Origin of the sequence: Nitrincola alkalilacustris (assembly GCF_008973755.1) — a bacterium.
Taxonomy (GTDB): domain Bacteria; phylum Pseudomonadota; class Gammaproteobacteria; order Pseudomonadales; family Balneatricaceae; genus Nitrincola; species Nitrincola alkalilacustris.
The window spans coordinates 238,523-255,019 of record NZ_WBOM01000006.1; the positions used below are offsets into that span (position 1 = coordinate 238,523).

The following is a 16,497-nucleotide window of genomic DNA, read 5'->3' on the forward strand; positions in this document are numbered from 1 at the left end:
ATGACCAAAACGGAAAGCGCTAAACCGACAAATTTCATTCATCAGATCATTGAGCAGGATATCCGCAATAATGTGAATGGCGGGAAGGTCGTTACCCGTTTTCCGCCGGAGCCAAACGGTTATCTGCATATTGGTCATGCCAAATCCATCTGCCTGAATTTCGGAACGGCGCAGAAATATGGTGGCCAGTGTAACCTGCGTTTTGACGATACCAATCCTGAAAAAGAGAGTCAGGAATATATCGACTCCATCGTCGAGGATGTGCGTTGGCTAGGGTTTGAATGGGCGGGTGATATCTGCTACACCTCCAGCTATTTTGATCAGTTGTACGATTACGCACTGCATCTGATCCGTGAGGGCAAGGCTTACGTCGATGATCTCAGTGCACATGAGATGCGCGAGTATCGTGGCACTCTGACGGAGCCTGGTCGTAACAGTCCGTATCGCGATCGCAGTGTCGAGGAGAATCTGGCGCTGTTCGAAAAGATGAAGAACGGCGAACTGTCCGAAGGTGCTGCCGCATTGCGTGCCAGGATTGATATGGCATCGCCCAATATGAATATGCGTGACCCGGTGATCTATCGTATCCGTCATGCGCATCACCACCAGTCTGGCGATAAATGGTGCATCTATCCCTCATACGACTTTGCTCATGGCCAGTCGGATGCGATCGAAGGGGTTACCCATTCAATCTGCACTCTGGAGTTTGAAGATCATCGTCCGCTGTATGAGTGGCTGATCGAAAATCTGCCGGTGCCAGCCGTGCCGAAGCAGTATGAATTTGCACGACTCAACCTCAACTACACCGTCACCAGTAAGCGCAAGCTGAAAGCGCTGGTGGAGGAGGGGTTTGTGCAGGGGTGGGATGATCCACGCATGCCGACCATCTCCGGTCTGCGTCGTCGTGGTTACACGCCTGCATCCATCCGCAACTTCTGCGAGATGATCGGTGTCACCCGCTCTAATGGTATTGTTGATATGGCGATGCTGGAGTCCGCCATTCGTGAGGATCTGGATGCCAGTGCGCCACGCGCCATGTGCGTCACACGCCCATTGAAGGTCACAATCACCAACTTCCCGGAAGGTGAAGAGGAGTGGTTCGATCTGCCGGCGCACCCCAAGGATGAGTCCATGGGCAGCCGCAGAGTCTCTTTCGGTCGTAATCTGCTGATCGAACAGGAGGATTTTGAAGAGGTTGCACCACGTAAGTGGAAGCGGCTGGCTACCGGCGATGCCGTGCGCCTGCGTGGCTGCTATGTGATCCGCTGCGAAGAGGTGATCAAGGATGCTAGCGGGCAGATTATTGAGCTGAAATGCACCTATGACCCGGCCACCAAGGGTGCAAACCCCGAGGGCTATAAGGCCAATGGTGTTATTCACTGGGTAAACTCCGACCGCTCCGTGCCCTGCGAGGTGCGACTCTATGATCGGCTCTTTACTGAAGCCAATCCGGATGGTGACAAGGAGCAGGACTTCCAGAGCTTCATCAACCCTGAATCTCTTGTTGTGCTGAGCGATGCGCGTGTCGAGCCAGGTCTTGAAGGGGCAGCGGCCGAAAGCCGTTTCCAGTTCGAGCGCATGGGTTATTTCAGCGTCGACAAGGATTCCACTGCTGACAAGCTTATCTTCAATCGTACTGTCACCCTGCGCGATTCCTGGGCCAAGATCCAGGCGGGTAGCTGATTTGACAGCACGAAGTTGGCTGCTGGGGTTGCTACTGCTGCTGACTGCATGCAGTAGCGATCCGATCATTCCGCCTGCTCAGGCGGATGCGATGTCGCGTATTCTCGAGGTGGAACGTATTGCGCTGCTGCCTGAGGAGGTGATGGAAACCTCTGGGCTGGCAGAGCGGCATGGTCGCCTCTGGACTATCAATGACAGCGGTAACCGGCCATTACTTTATCGCCTGTCGGAAGATGGTCGAGAGATAGATCGCCGTATTCGCCCACTGGGTGCCATCAATGTTGACTGGGAAGCGCTGGCGCAGGATGAGACGCATCTGCATATCCTCGATTGCGGCAATAACAGAGGTAATCGTGACTGGTTGCAGCTTTACAGCGTGCGCTGGCAGGATCTCGATGCTGCACCGGATGGCGCCAGTGTGCCAGCTACGCGTATCAATTTCCGCTTTGCCGATGCCGAGCGGGTGGTCAGGCTGCATGATCATGATAATGACTGCGAAGCCGCGACCGTTGTGGATGGCAAGATCTGGATCTTTACCAAGAACTGGGCCGACACACATACCCGCCACTATATCCTGGACCCGAAAAAGCCCGATCAGGAACTGGTCAGCCAGGGGCGCTATCCTGTACATGGGCTGATCACCGCGGCAGACTATGATGCCGAGACAGGCATGCTCGTATTGCTGGGGTATACGGTAAGGCGCTTCAGCAGTCGTGCGTTTGTCTGGACTGTGCCGGTCAATGAGGGAGCTTTTGACTGGGAAGTGGCTCAGTATCATGTAGTCGAGCCACCCGGGCAGTGGGAGGCGGTGCTCTGGCAGCAGGGCGACCTGCTGTTGACTCGCGAGCGCAGCATCCTGGGTGACACGCAACTGGGGATCATCCGCATGGACCAGCCTCGAGTCGAGCCATTACCTGAGCGCTGAATGATTTTGCTATAATCGCTTTTTTCAAGGTCGATGCTGTGAAAGGCGGCATCGAATTTTTTCATCTCTGCCAAGACACACGGGACATTATGTTGCAGATATACAGCACGTTAGCACGGACCAAGACACCTTTTGAGCCACTCCAGCCGGGTAAGATCGGCATCTATGTGTGTGGGGTCACCGTGTATGACTACTGTCATATCGGTCATGCGCGGGTCATGGTTGCGTTCGATGTGATCACGCGCTATCTGCGCTGGCGGGGCTGGGATGTCAACTATGTTCGCAATATCACAGACGTGGATGACAAGATCATTCGCCGAGCGGCCGAAAATGGTGAAAGCGTTGATGCGCTGACCGAGCGCATGATCGCAGCGATGCATGAGGATGAGACGTGCCTGCTGGTGCTGCGTCCTGATCATGAGCCACGTGTGACGGGGCATATGGATAACATCATTGAGTTCATCGGTACTCTGATGGATAAGGATTTCGCTTATCTGGCGAGCAATGGCGATATCTATTATCGGGTCGAGAAGTTCGAGACCTATGGTCGTCTGAGTAATCAGAATGTCGATGAGCTGCGCTCCGGTTCGCGAGTCGAGGTGGAAGAGGCGAAGGAGAGTCCTCTGGACTTCGTACTCTGGAAAGCAGCCAAGCCGGGTGAAGTCAGCTGGGCTTCTCCCTGGGGTGAGGGGCGTCCCGGCTGGCATATCGAATGCTCGGCCATGTCCAAGTCCTGCATCGGCCATACGCTTGATATTCATGGTGGTGGCCCGGATCTGCCTTTCCCGCACCATGAAAACGAGATCGCTCAGTCAGAAGCGGCCAATGGCTGTACCTACGCCAATTACTGGATGCATGCCGGTGCCGTGCGTGTGAATCAGGAGAAGATGTCCAAATCATTGAATAACTTCTTCACCATTCGTGATGTGCTGGAAAAGTACAACTCGGAGGTCGTGCGTTACTTCCTCACCAGCGCGCACTATCGCAGCTACATTGACTACTCTGAAGACAGTCTCAAGGAGGCGCGCAGTGCGCTGGAGCGCTTTTATCAGGCGCTGCAGGGGATCAATATCATTGATCAAACCCAGCAGTGGGCCGGCAGTGAGTATGAGGTTCGTTTCTGTGAGGCAATGGATGACGACTTCAACACACCCAAGGCACTTGCAGTGCTGTTTGAGTTGGTGAATGAGCTGAATACCGCCAAGCGCAGTGATCCTGTGCTTGCCTCAAAACTGGCTGCTGAGTTGAAGCGTCTGGCTGGTGTGGTGGGCTTGCTGCAACAGGACCCTGATCAGTTCCTGAAAGGGGAAGAGCGTGCGGATGGCCTGAGTCACGATGCCATCGAGGCGATGATTCAGCAGCGTATAGAAGCCAAGCGTAACAAGGATTACGCCGAATCAGACCGTATCCGGGACGAGCTGGCGGCGCAAGGGATAATTCTCAAGGATAGTCGCGAGGGAACCAGTTGGTATCGCGAGGGTTGATAGCACGCTGAGTGCTGGTCAACAGCTGATCTGAACAAGGCCGGATGTTAGAAAGTCCGGCCTTTTCTGTACAGGGATGTGCAGTATGCTGGCAATGCAGGAGCGATTGCCAGCGATTCATGTTTACTTGTCGTGAAAGCGTTCGGCGGCTTCCAGGGTGTTTTCCATCAGGCTTGCCACCGTCATCGGGCCGACACCACCGGGTACGGGGGTTATCCAGCCTGCCCGTTCGGCGGCTGTTTCAAAATCCACATCACCTACCAGAGTGCCATCTTCCAGGCGGTTGATCCCGACATCAATCACAACAGCGCCCGGCTTGATCCATTCGCCCTTGACCAGTCCTGGTTTGCCGACGCCGACTACAAGGATATCTGCGCGTGCGACATGTTCGGCCAGGTTCTGAGTGAAGCGGTGGCAGATAGTGGTCGTGCTGCCGGCCAGGAGCATTTCAAGCATCATCGGGCGGCCGACAATGTTGGATGCACCGACAATCACCGCCTCTTTGCCACGGGCATCAAGATCGCTGTATTTCAGCAGAGTCATGATGCCTTTGGGTGTGCAGGGGCGCAGAACCGGCATGCGCTGTACCAGGCGGCCCAGGTTGAAGGCATGGAAACCATCCACATCCTTATCGGGTCTGATCTCTTCGAGAATGGCTGAGCTGTCAAAATCGGGGGGGAGGGGGAGTTGAACCAGGATGCCATCAACGGTTGAGTCTTCGTTCAGGGACTTGATCAACTGGATCAGGTCTTCCTGACTGGTTGAGGCTGGCAGATCATAAGCTTTTGACTCTATGCCAACCTCCCTGCAGGCTTCCTTTTTGTGGTGAACATAGATCTGGGAAGCGGGGTCCTGGCCCACAAGAACGACAGCCAGAGAAGGTCTGCGTTTGCCCTGTTCCACTCGTGTGGCAATAGCGGCTTTAACCGTCTGACGAACCTGCCTGGCAATCTCTTTACCATCGATGATGTTTGCGCTCATTGTTGGATGCTGATCCTTGGGAGAGAATTTTCAAAGGCAGTATTTTCGCATGGATAGGCTCTTCCGGCCAAGCATGTCGGCTCCTGCAGTTGTGAATCTCGACTGATGCTGTACACTTCTTAATCACTTGCAAAGTGTTTTTGCTGGTTGATAGTTGTTTTTATTAAAAAATGGTGCAGGAGTCTTGACGAGCCATGCCTGCTCCCTTAGGATACGCACCTCTTCGCTGAGCTGAGCCAACGGCAAAGTCTAGTGAGGAGTAAAGTAATGAGCGCTCGTAGCTCAACCGGATAGAGCAACGGCCTTCTAAGCCGTAGGTCGCAGGTTCGAGTCCTGCCGGGCGCGCCAGTAGCTTTATATTCGGCAAGATCAGAGACAATGGTGGGCGTAGCTCAGTTGGCAGAGCTCCGGATTGTGATTCCGGCGGTCGTGGGTTCAAGCCCCATCGTCCACCCCATTCTGATCAACGCGGAAGTGGTGAAATTGGTATACACGCTGGATTTAGGTTCCAGTGCCGCAAGGCGTGAGAGTTCGAGTCTCTCCTTCCGCACCATTGTTAGACGATTGTTAAATACGCTGTGGTGGGCGTAGCTCAGTTGGCAGAGCTCCGGATTGTGATTCCGGCGGTCGTGGGTTCAAGCCCCATCGTCCACCCCATTCCCCTTTTCGTCAGGGGTTCTCAATACTTTCTGTTCAGCTCAATTTTTGATACTGATAACCGTTACATCTCGGTTTTTCTCCTATCCATACCCTGTTTGAGTACTTTGCGGACTAATATGTCCATGAATGCAGGTTTTACACCTCTCTAACTTGACTAATGCATCCTATTCGCGGAAAATTTTGCCCTTTAGAATTCAGGCTTTGTAGACCGAGCTTCAGTTCTCTAGCTTCCTGTGCAGGATAATGCACAAAAGGTGGAAGCAGAGGGTGGAAACGTTCGGGATGCAGGTCGCAAACTTATGCTGCAATCTATTTGTGAGGATCTTCATGCAAGTTTCTGTTGAAACGACTTCCGGTCTTGAGCGCCAGATCACTGTCACCGTTCCTGCTGAGCGCATCGACCAGGATGTAGACAGGCAGGCTCAGCAGCAGGCACGTACTCGTCGGTTGGATGGTTTCCGCCCCGGTAAAGTCCCTGTCACAGTCATCAAGCGCATGTTTGGCAAGGCGATCCGTCAGGATGTGATCAGCCGTGTAGTGCAGGAAACTTTCTATGAAGCGGTTGAGCAGGAGAAGCTGAAGCCTGCCGGTGGCCCATCCATCGACTTCCGCAATGACGAAGAGGGTCAGGATTTCAAATATGTAGCGACCTTCGAAGTATATCCGGAGATAGCTCTGGCTGATTTCTCTCAGGCTGAAATCGAAAAACTCAGCGCTGAGGTTACCGACGCTGATCTGGATGAAATGATCGATACACTGCGTAAGCAGCAGGGTAGCTGGGCTGTAGTAGAGCGCGCCTCTGCAGAAGGCGATCAGGTCAAGATCGATTTCGAAGGCTTTATCGATGGTGAAGCGTTTGAAGGCGGCAAGGCCGAAGGCATGGACCTGGTACTGGGTTCCAACACCATGATCCCGGGTTTTGAGGCGGGCATCACTGGCGCGTCTGCAGGTGATGAGCTGGAAGTGAACGTGACTTTCCCGGCTGAATACCATGCTGAAAACCTGAAAGGCAAGCCTGCACTGTTCAAGGTCAAAGTGCAGAGCGTTTCCGCTCAGGAGCTGCCAGAACTGAACGAAGAGTTCTTCTCACGTTTCGGTATCGAAGATCAGACAGTTGAAGGTTTCCGCACTGAAGTTCGCAAGAACATGCAGCGTGAACTGAAGCAGGCTCTTAAAGGTAAGCTGAAGGATAAAGTATTCGGCAAACTGATCGAACTGAATCAGATTGACGTACCACAGTCATTGATCGATTCAGAAATCGATAACCTGCGTCGTCAGGCTGTTCAGCAGTTTGGTGGTCCTGATTCCAAGATCGACCCGAACACTCTGCCGAAAGAGATGTTCACAGATCAGGCCAAGCGTCGTGTAACTGTCGGTCTGCTGGTTCAGGAACTGATCCGTGCCAACGATATCAAACCTGATGAAGAACAGGTTCGTGCCACCATTACTGAAATGGCCGAAACCTACCAGAATCCTCAGGAAGTGATTGACTGGTACTACAGCAATAATCAGGTACTGAGCCAGATTCAGAGCCTGGTGCTGGAAGATCAGGTTATCGAGTTGCTGGTATCTTCAGCCAAGGTCACTGATAAACAGGTCAGCTACCAGGATGCAATCAAGCCGGCTCAGCAGGCGCCTGCTGAAGCAGAAGAAAGCGCTTCAGCGTAAAGGTTCATAAAACCTTTGATTTGCTATCTCAGGTAGAGATATTTTATAAAGCGACAGTTGGCCGGTGCTGACTGTCGTTTTTTCGCTTTACAGGCTTAGGAGCAAAATGCATGTCGGATTTCCTTACCAGACGTTCCAGTGAAATTACCAATGCGGGTGGCCTGGTGCCGATGGTAGTCGAGCAGAGCGCGCGCGGTGAACGTGCTTACGATATCTATTCACGCCTGCTCAAAGAGCGTGTGATTTTTCTGGTCGGCCAGGTCGAAGACCATATGGCCAACCTGATTGTTGCTCAGTTGTTGTTCCTGGAAGCAGAAAACCCGGAAAAGGATATTCATCTTTATATCAATTCACCGGGCGGATCTGTGACTGCAGGCATGGCAATCTATGACACCATGCAGTTCATTCAGCCCAATGTCAGCACCATGTGTATTGGTCAGGCGGCCAGCATGGGCGCTTTCCTGCTGTCTGGTGGTGCCAAGGGCAAGCGCTTTGCGCTGCCGAATGCACGCGTGATGATTCATCAGCCGCTGGGTGGTTATCAGGGTCAGGCGACTGACATCGAGATCCACACGCGTGAGATTCTGTCGATCAGAGCCAAGCTGAATCGGATACTGGCAGAGCATACCGGCCAGCCGATTGAAGTGATCGAGCGTGATACGGAACGTGATAATTTCATGAACCCTCAGGCGGCTCTGGAGTACGGTCTGATCGATCAGGTACTCGACAAACGCGCTGTTGTTGGGTAAAAGTGAAAGAACTTTCCCTGGCGGGGAGGCCTGTGTTAACCAACACTGGCCTAAAACGAACAGGTTTTTGAGGTAACACGATGTCGGATCAGATCACTGGTAAAGATGATGCAGGCAAGCTGTACTGCTCATTCTGTGGCAAGAGCCAGGATGAAGTACGCAAGCTGATTGCCGGACCATCAGTCTTTATCTGCGATGAATGTGTTGATCTCTGTAACGATATTATTCGGGAAGAGATCCAGGATTCTGCAGCAAGCGAGTCGGGCGAGCAGTTGCCGACTCCCGCTGAGATCAAGTCCACTCTGGATGACTATGTCATCGGTCAGGAGCGGGCCAAGAAGGTACTTGCGGTTGCTGTTTACAACCACTACAAGCGTTTGCGCTTTCAGGAAAGAAAGGGCAACGACATAGAACTGAGCAAGAGTAATATTCTGCTGATCGGCCCAACCGGCAGTGGTAAGACGCTGTTGGCCCAGACACTGGCCAGACTGCTGAATGTACCCTTTACGATTGCCGATGCCACCACGCTGACGGAAGCGGGCTATGTGGGTGAAGATGTCGAGAACATCATCCAGAAGCTGCTGCAGAAGTGTGACTATGATGTCGAAAAAGCTCAGCTGGGTATTGTCTATATTGACGAGATCGACAAGATTTCGCGCAAATCAGATAACCCCTCCATCACTCGCGATGTATCGGGTGAGGGTGTTCAGCAGGCGCTGCTGAAACTGATTGAGGGTACAGTAGCCTCTGTACCGCCTCAGGGTGGCCGTAAGCATCCACAGCAGGAGTTCCTGCAGGTCGATACTTCCAACATTCTGTTTATCTGTGGCGGTGCCTTCTCGGGCCTTGAGAAGATCATCCGTGACCGTAGCGAAAAGAGTTCTATCGGCTTCAACGCTATCGTCAAGAGCAAGGATGAGAGTCGTAACACTGAGATCCTGCATGATGTCGAAGCGGAGGATCTGGTCAAGTTTGGTCTGATTCCGGAGTTTGTCGGTCGTCTGCCGATGATTGCAACACTCTCCGAGCTGGACGAAGCCGCACTGATCGAGATACTGACCGCACCGAAGAACAGCCTGACCAAGCAGTATGCCGCGCTGTTCGAGATGGAAGGTGCTGAAGTGGATTTCCGTGAAGAAGCATTACTGAGCATTGCGCACAAGGCGCTTGAGCGTCGCACAGGTGCGCGTGGTCTGCGATCCATTCTGGAAGCGACCCTGCTGGATATCATGTATCAGCTGCCGTCGATGGAGAATGTTTCTAAAGTCGTGATCGACGAAGGAGTGATCGAAGGTACCTCCGAGCCGATCCTGATCTATGAGAACAGTGACCGACAGTCCAAGAGTGCAGCGAAAAAAGCTGTTCCTGACGACTGATCAAACAGGAGCTATCGGCTACAACCATTAAAAGCGGCTCAGGCCGCTTTTGTGTTTTGTATGGAAGCTTCCCGGCATCCGTCAGGTGTTCTCATACATCACCTGCATCGACTCCTTGGTCCATTTCAGGCTTTCCCGATAAGCAATCTCGTAAAGACCGGCATCAAAGTCCGGCGGCAGGTTATCCCAGTCGCCAGACTCATATGCCATCACCTGTTTCAGTACCTTGCCAATATCACCTTCATGGGACTGGATTCCCAGCATGATCTCATCACCCAGTGGGACCTGTTGCAACAAGGTTTCTTGCTCCATATCCAGCAGCAGATGAATCCCGGACATCAATCCTGCAATCAGGTAGGAGGAAGGGTTGGGGAGCTTCATCTCCATCGCGATCAGTTCACACATGCGCCCGCGCACCAGCAGGATGCGGGTAAGCTCCTCCGGCTTCTCCTTGTGGCTGTCAAGCGCAATCAGGGTGGACCATTTCTTGATCTGTTCCAGACCCAGTAAAACCACCGCCTGGGCCACCGATTCCACCTTGCGTACCAGGGAATAGGCGGCCGAGTTAACGACCCTGAGCAGTTTATAGGTGAGGGCCGGATCACGGATGATCATCATCTCCAGCTTTTCCGGTGAGGCGGTCGGTTTCTGCAGCTCCTGAATCAGTTGCATCAGGGCGACATGGTTGGCCTTGATCTTCTGGCCCTTGACCAGTCTGGGTTTACTCAGGAAATTGCCCTGAAAAAGCTTGAAGTCGCACTCGATACACAGCTCCAACTGATTGTAGTCGTCGATTTCGGCGGCCATCAGGGTGGTTTTCAGCGTCTTGATATGATTCGTGATCTGACGAATCTGATTCTTATCAAGGCCACGAACGCTGATCTTGGCGATATCCGTCAGGCGTATCAGGGGGTCGTACTCGGTCTTGTAAGTATCCAGATTCAGGGCCGATCGATAACCACTGTGACTCAGTGACTTCAATGCCCTGGCAACTGTTTCTCTGGGAGCATCTGCGATACTGACCTCAATCAGTACCTGTTTTTTCGGTAGTGACGGTATCTGCTCTTCGAGTATCACACGGGAGGAGAGGCTGAGCAGGGCGGGTACACGCTTCACTTCGCCCTCGTCCGAAATGCTGGTGTAGGCCTCAATAATCATGGCAGAGGAGTGGCCTGTATCGCCATCCTTGCGGATCAGCGTCTCCAACTCATCCGAACGGTAGAGCAGTTCATAGGCAATGACACGCTGATTTCGGTCGAAAATCGGCTGTCGAGCGAGTAAAAGCTGTCCTTGGGTGCTCATAGATGGACTCATAGATGCGATTCCGCTTCTCCGGCTGAATCATTCTCTCAAATGAAGTGTATAATGGTTCTCCGATTTTGGCATCCGCTATTTTTTGATGAAAAATCTTCCTGCAATAAACCTGAGTTTTTTATGACACGAATCAACTGGTTCCCCGGGCATATGCACAAGGCTCGCAAAGAGATCGCCGAGGTCATGGATGAAATTGACTTGGTGATCGAGGTGCTTGACGCCCGGCTGCCCCATTCCAGTGAAAATCCGCTGATCAATCAGTTGCGCCGTAACAAGCCTGTACTGAAACTGCTGAATAAGCAAGATCTGGCAGATCCGGGCAAGACTGATGACTGGCTGGACTACTTCAATGACCAGCCGGATATCCAGGCGATTGCGATGGATCAGACACAGCTCAAACTGATCAAGCAGATCCCCGATATCTGCAAGAGCTTTGCTGCTTCAAGAGTGCGTTCCGGCAGGCCGGTTCGGGCGATGATCATGGGTATTCCCAACGTCGGTAAATCGACATTGATCAATTCACTGCTGGGCCGCCGTATCGCCAAGGTAGGTAATGAGCCAGCCGTGACTCGGCACCAGAAGCGCTACAGTGTGCACAATGGTCTGGCGCTGTCGGATACGCCCGGTATCCTCTGGCCGAAGATTGAGGATCAAGACTCCGGCTACCGCCTGGCTGCCAGTGGAGCGATCAAGGACACTGCGATTGAACAGGATCTGGTGGCGGGCTATGCCGGCCAGTTTCTGATAGATGAATACCCGCTCATTTTGATGCAGCGCTATAAGCTGGATCGACTGCCGGATAACGCTGATGAGCTGTTTGATGCGCTAGGGCGAAAGCGAGGCTGTCTGCGCCCCGGTGGCCATGTTGATCACTTCAAGGCTGCCGATATCCTTTTGAATGAACTCAGGTCGGGCAAGATTGGTCGTATCACCTTTGAAACCGTGGTTGAGTGGGAACAAAAACGTATTGCAGCTGAACAGGCCGCAGCAGAAGAAGCAGCTGCCAGTTCTGCTCAGGAGAAAGATGAATGACCCGTATTAAAAAACAGCGCCGCGCCGCCAACCTGATTGTGCTGGACAAGACGCCGAAGAAAAAAGAACGCCTGGCCGATCCAGACAGTTATGAGAGCCGCAAACTGAAAGCGCTGGTCAAGCGCAAGAAGCATAAATCGGTTTTCCAGAAAGCGCAGGAACAGAAAACACGTGAAGAGCGTGATGCCGAGGCAGGTCGTCGTGGCGGCCGTGCCCTGGGTCCTCTGGCAGACAAGATTCGCAAAATGAATGCCAAGAAGAAAAAGCAGGAAGCTGCTGAAGCTAAAAAAGCCGCATCAGCTGAGGCCGATTCTACTGAAGCCATGTCTACTGAAGCGGAGCCTACTGAAGCTGTGGAAGCTCAGGTTGAAGACGATACCACTGAGCAGCAGTAACAGGTGACCCGTTGAAATTCGATGTTGTAGTCATAGGCGGTGGCGCCTCCGGCCTGATGTGTGCTGCAACCGCCGGCTATCGGGGGCGCTCTGTGCTGGTGATTGAGCACACCAGCAAGATAGGGCGTAAAATCCTGATGTCGGGTGGTGGGCGCAGTAACTTCACCCATCTGCATACCTCGCCTGCCAACTTTCTGTCGGATAATGCACATTTCTGCAAATCCGCGCTGAGTCGTTACAAGGCAGCCGATTTTGTCGAGCTGGTTGAGCGGCATGGTGTGGAGTATCACGAGAAAACACCGGGTCAGCTGTTCTGCAACGAATCCAGCCGTGAGATCGTGCGTGTACTGCTGACCGAGTGCGAGTGGGCCGGTGTCGAGGTGATGACCGGCGTTACCGTGGATGGTGTCGCGCAGCAGGGCGAAGGCTTTGTTGTGAACACGAGTTCCGGACAGATCGAAGCCTCCTCGCTGGTGATCGCTACCGGTGGCCTGTCGATCCCCAATGGTGGTGCGACCAGCTTTGCCTACGACCTTGCAAGACAGTTTGGCCTGGCCGTCACCGAGTGCAGGGCTGCACTGGTACCTTTCACACTGCAGCCACAGCTGCTGGAGCCGCTCAAGGTGCTGGCCGGCGTGTCACAACCGGTCACAGTCAGTTGTGGTGGCATGTCCTTCAAAGAGGAGATGCTGTTCACGCATCGTGGATTGAGCGGCCCCGCCATTCTGCAGATCTCTTCCTACTGGGAGCCGGGTGCCGAGGTCGTGATCAACCTGCTGCCGGATATGGACCTGTTCGAATGGCTCAAACAGCAACGCACTGAACGTCCGAAAGCAGAGCTTAAAACCCTGCTGTCTGCCCATATGAGCAAACGCACCGCGCAGGTGCTGTGCGAACTCTGGGGTATTCAAGGCATTATCGGTGACGCCAGTAACGAGCGCCTGCAGCAGGTGGCACGACACTTCCATCACTGGGTGGTCAAACCAGCCGGCACTGAAGGCTACCGCACCGCTGAGGTGACTATTGGCGGTGTCGATACGCAGGAGATCTCTTCGCGCACCTTCGAAGCAAATAAAGTACCGCATCTTTATTTCATCGGCGAATGCATCGATGTGACTGGGCACCTGGGAGGGCACAACTTCCAGTGGGCCTGGGCATCGGGGTATTGTGCTGGGCAGTATGTCTGACCCTGCCAGTCCCTGACTGCTCCATTGGCGGCAGCTTCGGATAGTGATTTACGACAGCCATAAAGCCGGAGATCAGGCATCCAAGGAGAATACAGTGCCAGAAATCATCACTAGTGAAATTCGTGACTCCGTGGAGCGAAGCGTGCTCTGCTGGTTAGCGACGACTGATGAAAACGGACAGCCGAATGTATCGCCGAAGGAGGTCTTTGCTGTTGCGGATAGTCAGAATATCGTCGTTGCAAACATAGCGTCACCTCGCTCAGCCAGGAATATCAGGGTAAACCAGAAAATATGCCTGAGCTTCGTTGATGTTTTTGTCCAGAAGGGCTTCAAGATTATTGGCACGGCAACCGAAGTTAAGCGGTCAGAGCCCGAGTATTCTCACTGGGTCGCTCCACTGTTGACGATGGCAGGGGATCGCTATCCGATACACAGCGTATTCGTTGTAAGCGCTATCGCTGCTGAACCGATAGTTGCGCCTAGCTACCGACTTTATCCTTCAGAGACGACGGAAGAGTCGCAAATCCAGTCAGCACTTCGTACTTATGGTGTGACTCGAGATAAAGGTGCCTGACCCAGTCTGCTGCATCACACCCCGGCTCCTTACGACACTTGATATAATGGCTCGATTTGTGCTGATTTTGACCGATGCACGGATACCAGCCGGCCCGTTTCTTTTTGAAGATTTTGGGTGGGCTGAGACTGTGTTCGCGCCGCTCTTCATGCGCTTTTGGTTTCTGGAGTATTACGAAGGGTTTGAGTTGCCTGATGAGGAGCAGTACGCACGTGTACGCAGTTGGCGGGATGCTTGCCTCTCGCACCCCGCTGCAGGGCAGGTTACAAGAGAGGAAATCGTCAAGCTTTACTACGATTACGCCAAGGGTGCGGGAAATGGCGCTTTGCTACCAGGTCGTAGTAAATCATCTTTTTCGCTTGAGCCAGATTGGCGCAACCGGCCCTGGCCGCCTCACAACAAATACGAACACAGTGCGACAGACGAAGCGCTAGGCTTGCTCGATGTGCCGCATAGCTGAGCCTAACAAACAGTACAGAATCGGCTTATCCAGAGCGGTAACCTCATAGGCTAGGGCTCCACATAAGCAACTCCCTCTCATGTCCCGTTTGTCTGTCAGCTCACAAGGAGAGCCTTAGATTACCTTCAACCTCATCAAGCAATGATTCAGGTACCTGATGATCCCTTGCCAGTGTTCGCCACTGCGCTACCTGGCTGATGGTCTCGTCCAGCACGCGGTTGATTTTCTCCCGGGAGAACAGGGGGCTGATCTTTTCCAGCGTGTAGAAATCGCTGCGGGTGAAGTGGTCCCGCTTGCCGTTAAGTGTCATCCAGTGACTGTTGACCCAGCGACTGCCCGGTTTGTAGCTGTAGGCCAGGTCGTAAGCGGGGGCCAGTGTCCATTGGTCGTTGCGTAGCATGAAGGCGAAGTTTTTGGCGTGGTCATCATGGTTGCGTGCAACGATGTTGAATACCATGCGTTTTAACAGTTGCTCTGCTGCGGTGGGAGGCAGTTTAAGGGCGCGTGCGACACCGAATAACTCTGCATAGGAGAAGCTGCCTGGCATTTTGTAATCCACATGGGCCAATCCATTCAGGGTCTGGATATGGATCTTCCGGTTGCCGACCCGATCAAAGCGCTGGGTGATGAAGTGGCGGCGATTGCCTTCATCCAGCAGTCGGCAGGGCATCATCTCTATACCACAGCCTGTGGCCATCAGGTGATACACATACTCCATGGCGCCATACCCCATCGGGTCGCCAAACGTTTCTCGGGTTCGGCTATGTTCGCTGACACCGTCAAATTTCATCAGGTAGTGCGTGAAGCCTTCGGGTACGTTGCTCTGGCCTGATCGCACCTGGGTGAAGTCGTCATTGAATGCCAGTACCGCTTTGGGTCGTGCGCCGCCTGCGCTCATGCCGACCGACAGCAGTGCCATCATCGCTTCTCTGTCTTCGTGACCTGCTTTGTTCAATTCGATGGTAAAGCCTGTCCGGTTGTCCAGCACCTCCTGAGCGATCTCCACCAGAGCGTCTATCTCAACGGCGTGTGAGGCGTTCAGGTTCTTCAGTCGGGTTGCGGGTGCATACTCAAGAGCGCCCATGCCGCGTTTCCCGGTGTATTGAAGCCGCTGCAGTGGCGTGATCTCATGCGGCTGTTTGCCCTGACTGGCGACCCAGGCATTGAGTACGGCATTGCCGAAGTCATCTGGTAGGGAGTCGGCCACCAGGCCGGGCAGGCCCTTGTAAGTTTCAAAGCCAAGTTCGGGAAAGGAGTAGATCTGCTTGGCCAGTGGCATCTTCAGGGGAGATAACTCAATGCCCTGGTCGATAAATGATGAGGTGTACTCAAAAGCGCCCAGCCCTGTCTCGGTGTTAAAGCTTACTGCACCCGCCTCAAGATCCCTGTAGATGACCCGGATTACCTGCATTACCATTCAGGTGCCTCCTCATCTGAAGCCTTGCGCTGGCCTGAAGCCCGCTGGCGTACCTTGCCTTGCAGTTTTGACAGCTGAACGGGTGAGATGGTTTGTACCGGCAGGAATTTGTCGAGCTGATCTGTCAGGTTCAGTGCGCTGAGAATGGCTACAAAGGCTTCCAGATGGACTTTGCCTTTCTCGGCATTGAGCACCACTTTGCGCGAAACACCTGCACGCTCGGCCACTTCGACCTGAGTCAGGTCTCGGTTCAGGCGGGCGTGTTTAAGCCGCTCGCCCAGTTCTTCAGCGATGGCAGCAGGGGACTTTATGCTGGCTATCATAACGTACCTTTTATCGGATATTAAACCATTAACTGATGTTTAAGTTACCATAGTAGCACATAATGCGAGTAATATTATGTTTCATGTTTTAAAGTTACCCAAATTGCACTTAAATATGTTTATTGGGCTTAATGTCCTTAAATAGGAATATTATCAAATATTGGTATCAGTTGGCTGCTGTGTGATGTGAATAGAGATAGGACAGGCGGCAAGAGACAGGTACCACTGACTATAGCTCCTGCATTGCCAGACATACTGTCTAGACATAA

15 protein-coding genes and 4 tRNA genes are annotated in these 16,497 nt (G+C 53.1%); 15 read left to right on the plus strand and 4 right to left on the minus strand.

Annotated elements, in window-relative coordinates:
- The 3 genes from F7R27_RS12970 (at position 1) to cysS (ending at position 4,092) form a co-directional block, all read left to right on the plus strand.
- Positions 1 to 1,683, plus strand: a complete 1,683-nt coding sequence (locus F7R27_RS12970) for a glutamine--tRNA ligase/YqeY domain fusion protein (protein WP_151704686.1) — start codon at positions 1 to 3, stop codon at positions 1,681 to 1,683.
- 1 nt (position 1,684) lies between these two features.
- Positions 1,685 to 2,608, plus strand: coding sequence for a hypothetical protein (locus tag F7R27_RS12975; RefSeq protein WP_206060503.1), 924 nt, complete (start codon positions 1,685 to 1,687; stop codon positions 2,606 to 2,608).
- Between the two features lie 89 nt (positions 2,609 to 2,697).
- Positions 2,698 to 4,092 (plus strand): cysteine--tRNA ligase, encoded by a 1,395-nt coding sequence (gene cysS, locus F7R27_RS12980; RefSeq protein ID WP_151704687.1) that lies wholly within the window; start codon positions 2,698 to 2,700, stop codon positions 4,090 to 4,092.
- Between the two features lie 123 nt (positions 4,093 to 4,215).
- On the opposite strand, the gene folD is transcribed toward cysS, so the two are convergent.
- Positions 4,216 to 5,073 (minus strand): bifunctional methylenetetrahydrofolate dehydrogenase/methenyltetrahydrofolate cyclohydrolase FolD, encoded by an 858-nt coding sequence (gene folD / locus F7R27_RS12985; protein ID WP_151704688.1) that lies wholly within the window; start codon positions 5,071 to 5,073, stop codon positions 4,216 to 4,218.
- Between the two features lie 271 nt (positions 5,074 to 5,344).
- Between folD and F7R27_RS12990 the strand changes: the two genes are divergently transcribed.
- The 7 genes from F7R27_RS12990 to clpX all read left to right on the plus strand — a co-directional run bounded on the left by F7R27_RS12990 (position 5,345) and on the right by clpX (position 9,526).
- Positions 5,345 to 5,421 (plus strand) — tRNA-Arg (locus tag F7R27_RS12990).
- Between the two features lie 33 nt (positions 5,422 to 5,454).
- Positions 5,455 to 5,530: transfer RNA gene (locus F7R27_RS12995), tRNA-His, on the plus strand.
- 11 nt (positions 5,531 to 5,541) lie between these two features.
- Positions 5,542 to 5,626: transfer RNA gene (locus tag F7R27_RS13000), tRNA-Leu, on the plus strand.
- 28 nt (positions 5,627 to 5,654) lie between these two features.
- A tRNA-His gene (locus F7R27_RS13005) sits at positions 5,655 to 5,730 on the plus strand.
- 330 nt (positions 5,731 to 6,060) lie between these two features.
- Positions 6,061 to 7,401, plus strand: coding sequence for a trigger factor (tig, locus tag F7R27_RS13010; protein WP_151704689.1), 1,341 nt, complete (start codon positions 6,061 to 6,063; stop codon positions 7,399 to 7,401).
- 110 nt (positions 7,402 to 7,511) lie between these two features.
- A complete protein-coding gene (gene clpP, locus F7R27_RS13015) occupies positions 7,512 to 8,150 on the plus strand; it encodes an ATP-dependent Clp endopeptidase proteolytic subunit ClpP (protein WP_151704690.1) in 639 nt (212 codons plus the stop codon).
- 80 nt (positions 8,151 to 8,230) lie between these two features.
- Positions 8,231 to 9,526: an ATP-dependent protease ATP-binding subunit ClpX gene (gene clpX / locus F7R27_RS13020; protein ID WP_151704691.1), complete on the plus strand. Its 1,296-nt coding sequence runs from the start codon at positions 8,231 to 8,233 to the stop codon at positions 9,524 to 9,526.
- Positions 9,527 to 9,607: 81 nt separating this feature from the next.
- Here clpX and F7R27_RS13025 read toward each other — a convergent pair whose 3' ends face one another.
- Positions 9,608 to 10,828: an EAL and HDOD domain-containing protein gene (locus F7R27_RS13025; RefSeq protein ID WP_240776371.1), complete on the minus strand. Its 1,221-nt coding sequence runs from the start codon at positions 10,826 to 10,828 to the stop codon at positions 9,608 to 9,610.
- Between the two features lie 132 nt (positions 10,829 to 10,960).
- Between F7R27_RS13025 and ylqF the strand changes: the two genes are divergently transcribed.
- The 5 genes from ylqF (at position 10,961) to F7R27_RS13050 (ending at position 14,488) form a co-directional block, all read left to right on the plus strand.
- A complete protein-coding gene (ylqF, locus tag F7R27_RS13030) occupies positions 10,961 to 11,872 on the plus strand; it encodes a ribosome biogenesis GTPase YlqF (RefSeq protein WP_151704693.1) in 912 nt (303 codons plus the stop codon).
- The gene (locus F7R27_RS13035) at positions 11,869 to 12,267 is read left to right on the plus strand and encodes a hypothetical protein (RefSeq protein ID WP_151704694.1); all 399 of its coding nucleotides are present in this window, start codon (positions 11,869 to 11,871) and stop codon (positions 12,265 to 12,267) included. The genes ylqF and F7R27_RS13035 overlap by 4 nt, the downstream gene beginning before the upstream one ends.
- Before the next feature lie 11 nt (positions 12,268 to 12,278).
- On the plus strand, positions 12,279 to 13,454 hold the full coding sequence (locus tag F7R27_RS13040; RefSeq protein ID WP_151704695.1) for a BaiN/RdsA family NAD(P)/FAD-dependent oxidoreductase: 1,176 nt from the start codon (positions 12,279 to 12,281) through the stop codon (positions 13,452 to 13,454).
- A gap of 94 nt (positions 13,455 to 13,548) precedes the next feature.
- On the plus strand, positions 13,549 to 14,028 hold the full coding sequence (locus tag F7R27_RS13045) for a pyridoxamine 5'-phosphate oxidase family protein (protein ID WP_240776372.1): 480 nt from the start codon (positions 13,549 to 13,551) through the stop codon (positions 14,026 to 14,028).
- A gap of 58 nt (positions 14,029 to 14,086) precedes the next feature.
- Positions 14,087 to 14,488 carry a glutathione S-transferase family protein gene (locus tag F7R27_RS13050; protein ID WP_206060504.1) on the plus strand — a complete coding sequence of 134 codons (402 nt, stop codon included), beginning with the start codon at positions 14,087 to 14,089 and terminating at the stop codon, positions 14,486 to 14,488.
- Positions 14,489 to 14,588: 100 nt separating this feature from the next.
- Here F7R27_RS13050 and F7R27_RS13055 read toward each other — a convergent pair whose 3' ends face one another.
- A complete protein-coding gene (locus tag F7R27_RS13055; RefSeq protein WP_151704696.1) occupies positions 14,589 to 15,905 on the minus strand; it encodes a type II toxin-antitoxin system HipA family toxin in 1,317 nt (438 codons plus the stop codon).
- Positions 15,899 to 16,228 carry a helix-turn-helix transcriptional regulator gene (locus F7R27_RS13060; protein ID WP_151704697.1) on the minus strand — a complete coding sequence of 110 codons (330 nt, stop codon included), beginning with the start codon at positions 16,226 to 16,228 and terminating at the stop codon, positions 15,899 to 15,901. The genes F7R27_RS13055 and F7R27_RS13060 overlap by 7 nt, the downstream gene beginning before the upstream one ends.
- Positions 16,229 to 16,497 lie beyond the last annotated feature (269 nt).